General features: G+C 66.6%; 3 protein-coding genes. All 3 read left to right on the forward strand.

Going from position 1 to position 3,645, the window contains the following annotated elements; translation table 11 throughout:
- A partial coding sequence (locus EOA85_RS30265) for a pseudouridine synthase (RefSeq protein ID WP_164759980.1) occupies positions 1-1,746 on the forward strand: 1,746 nt, incomplete at its 5' end.
- Positions 1,727-2,281, forward strand: a complete 555-nt coding sequence (gene rsmD / locus EOA85_RS30270; protein WP_127212190.1) for a 16S rRNA (guanine(966)-N(2))-methyltransferase RsmD — start codon at positions 1,727-1,729, stop codon at positions 2,279-2,281. The genes EOA85_RS30265 and rsmD, both read left to right, overlap by 20 nt.
- A 96-nt stretch (positions 2,282-2,377) precedes the next feature.
- A partial coding sequence (locus EOA85_RS30275; protein ID WP_164759981.1) for a pitrilysin family protein occupies positions 2,378-3,645 on the forward strand: 1,268 nt, incomplete at its 3' end.

Consider the following 3,645-nt stretch of genomic DNA (forward strand, 5'->3'; position numbering starts at 1 on the left):
CGCCCTGAAGGCAAGCCCTATGAAAAGCGTGAGGGGCCGCGCAAGCCATACGCCCCGCGCGGCGACCGCCCGATCGCGGCTGACGGCGAGCGGCCGAAGCGCGACTTCAAGAGTGGCGACCGGCCGTTCGGCAAGGGGCCGCGCCCTGAAGGCAAACCTTATGAAAAGCGCGAGGGGCCTCGAAAACCCTACGCGCCACGCGGTGACCGGCCGGCGGCTGCCGAAGGCGAGCGCAACGAAAGGCGCTTCGACCGTCCCAAGGGAGACTTCAGTGATCGCCCCAAGCGCGATTTTGCCGGTGATCGGCACCAAGGGGCATCGGCCGGCGGCTTCAAGCCTCGCCCGCGTCCCGCCGAAGCGACGGAAGAGGCTGGTGAGCGCATTGCCAAGCGGCTGGCCCGCGCCGGCCTTGCCTCGCGCCGCGATGCCGAGGAGCTGATCGCGGCCGGCCGCGTCAAGGTCAATGGAAGGGTGCTGTCCTCGCCCGCCTTCAATGTTATGCCTGGCGACATCATCCATCTCGACGGCATGGAGATCCCGCCGATCGAGCGCACCCGGCTGTTCCTGTTCCACAAGCCGGCCGGCGTCGTCACCACCAACCGTGATCCCGAGGGCCGCAAGACCGTCTTCGACGTGCTGCCGGCCGAGCTGCCGCGGCTGATGACTATCGGCCGGCTCGACATCAACACCGAAGGCCTGCTGCTGCTCACCAATGATGGCGGACTGGCGCGCGTGCTCGAACTGCCGGCGACTGGCTGGCTCAGGCGCTACCGCGTGCGCGTCCACGGCAAGGTCGAGGAAAGTGCGCTCGCCGGCTTGCGCGAAGGCATTGCCGTTGACGGCGTCTTTTATGGCGCCATCGAGGCGACGCTCGACCGCGAGCAAGGCACCAACGCCTGGCTGACGCTCGGCCTGCGCGAAGGCAAGAACCGCGAAGTCAGGAACATACTGGGCTCGCTTGGCCTCGACGTGACGCGACTGATCCGCATTTCCTACGGACCGTTCCAGCTCGACGACCTGCCGGAGGGCCATGTGCTGGAGATCAAGGGTCGGGTGCTGCGCGACCAGCTTGGCGAACGCCTGGTCGAGGAGTCCGGCGCCAATTTCGACGCTGACATCACCAAGCCGTTTTCCAACAGGCCGGTGCGGCGCGAAGCGGTGCGGGAAGAGGAACCGGAGCGGCCGAAATTCACCCGCGACGGCGAACGCCGCCCGATCGGCGAAGGCGGATTGATCAAGAACCGCAAACGCCGCGAAGGCAGCCGCGACGCGGCGCTGGGCAAGCTGTCGACAAGTCCCGGCAGAAGCTTTGTGCCGGAAAAGAGCTTTGGTGAGCGTGGCCCAAAATCACGCGGCGGGCCTGAACGCGACGGCTTTGGCGATCGCGGCCCGAGGCCGGGCGGCTTTGGCGGAAAACCGGGCGGCGGGAAAAAGTCCGAACGCGAGCAGCGTCCGATCGAGCCGCCGGGCCAGCGCAAGGCCAATGTCTGGATGGCGCCGGGCGCGCGGCCGATCGGCAAGGGCAGGGCGGACGCCGATGCCGCCAAGGCGGCCGAAGCCAAGGAACGCAAGGCCTCGTTCAAGCCGTCTTACGGCAAGCCGGCCAAACCCGGAGGGGCAAAGCCGTTCGGCAAGCCGCGTGGCGAACGCCCCAATTCCGGCAGCAGTGATAGCGGCAAAGGCGGCGACCGGCCGCGCAGCGGCCCCAAGGGATCAAGGGGAGGCAATGCGGATCGTCGGCGGTGAGTTTCGCGGGCGTCCGCTGGCGACGCCCCGCTCAAGCGCTATCCGCCCGACCACCGACCGCACCCGCGAGGCTGTCTTCAACGTGCTGGCGCATCGCTTTCCCGACAGGCTGGCCGGCGCGCGCGTGCTCGACCTGTTCGCCGGCACCGGCGCGCTCGGACTCGAGGCGCTGTCACGCGGCGCATCTTATGGCGTCTTCATCGAAGAATCGGCGGAAGGGCGCGGCCTGATCCGCACCAATGTCGAGGCCTTCGGCCTCACCGGGCGTACCAAGATATTTCGTCGCGACGCTACGGCCCTGGGCGACGCGGGCACGATCGCCGCGTTCGGCCTGGTGTTCGCCGACCCGCCCTATGGCAAGGGACTGGGTGAGCGTGCCTTGCGCTTGGCCAAGGCCGGCGGCTGGCTCGCCCCCGGCGCGCTCTGCGTCGTCGAGGAGGCGGCAGCGGCGCCGTTCGAGGCAGGGCCGGGCTTTTCGGTTGTCGATGAGCGCAGCTATGGCGAGACGGTTATCCGCTTTATCGAAGCCGCCTGAGTTCGGCCTCCTTTGCGCGCGAAAATGACGAACAAATCACTTTGCCTGTATTGCCATCCCCGCCTATCGTCCCGCCCATGACAACCGGAGCCATTGATGACACCTCACGCTGAATGGCTGCGCGGAACGCTCTTGGCGCTGGCTCTCGTGATGACCGGCCCGGTGCTGGCCGACAACAACGACGGCAAGGTAACGAATTTCCTGCTCGACAACGGCATGGAGGTTGTCGTCATTCCCGATCACCGGGCGCCGATCGTCACCCATATGGTGTGGTACAAGATCGGCAGCGCGGATGAGCCGCCCGGCAAGTCCGGCATCGCCCATTTCTTCGAGCATCTGATGTTCAAGGCGACGACCAATCACGCGGCCGGCGCGTTCGACCGCGCCGTCTCCGCGATCGGCGGTTCGAACAACGCTTTCACCTCTTATGACTACACCGCGTTTTACGAGACGGTGGTGCCGCAGGCGCTCGAGCAGATGATGGATTTCGAGGCTGATCGCATGCGCAACCTCATCCTCAACGACAATGTCATCGCCACCGAGCGGGACGTGATCCTGGAGGAACGCCGCTCACGCATCGACAGCAATCCGCAGGCGGTGCTCGGCGAGGAGGTCGACGCCACCCTCTGGCAGAACCAGCCCTATCGCATTCCGGTGATCGGCTGGATGCAGGAGATGGAGAAGCTGAACCGCGCCGATGCCAAGGCTTTCTACGACAAATATTACACGCCCAACAACGCCGTGCTGGTGGTGGCCGGCGATGTCGACCCGGAGGTGGTCAAGGCGCTGGCCGAAAAGACGTATGGCAAGATTGCGCGTGGTCCAGACCTGCCGCCGCGCATCCGTCCGGTCGAACCCGAGCAGAACACCAGGCGCACGGTGACGCTCACTGACGCGCGTGTCAGTGTGCCGAACTTTTCGACGCAATGGGTGGTTCCCTCCTATCACACTGCAAAGCCGGGCGAAGCGGAAGCGCTGGACTTGCTGGCGGAGATCCTCGGCGGCGGTAGCCGCAGCCGGCTCCACCAGCAGCTTGTCGTCAAGCAGGGCATCGCCGCCGAGGCCGGCGCCTTCTTCCAGGGCACCATGCTCGATGCCACCAACTTCACCGTCTATGGCGCGCCGCGCGGCGACGCCAAGCTGGCCGATGTCCAGGCGGCGGTCGAGGCCGAGGTCGCCCGCATCGCCAAGGACGGCGTCACGTCAGGCGAGCTGGAGAAGGCCAAGGATCGGTTCGTCCGCTCGATGATCTTCGCCCGCGACAAGCAGGATTCGATGGCCAACATCTACGGCGCGACGCTCGCCGCCGGCGGCAGCGTCAGGGATGTCGAGGAATGGCCGGGCCGCATCCGCAGGGTCACCGC

The organism is Mesorhizobium sp. M5C.F.Ca.IN.020.29.1.1, assembly GCF_003997375.1.
Classification (GTDB): Bacteria; Pseudomonadota; Alphaproteobacteria; order Rhizobiales; family Rhizobiaceae; genus Mesorhizobium; species Mesorhizobium wenxiniae.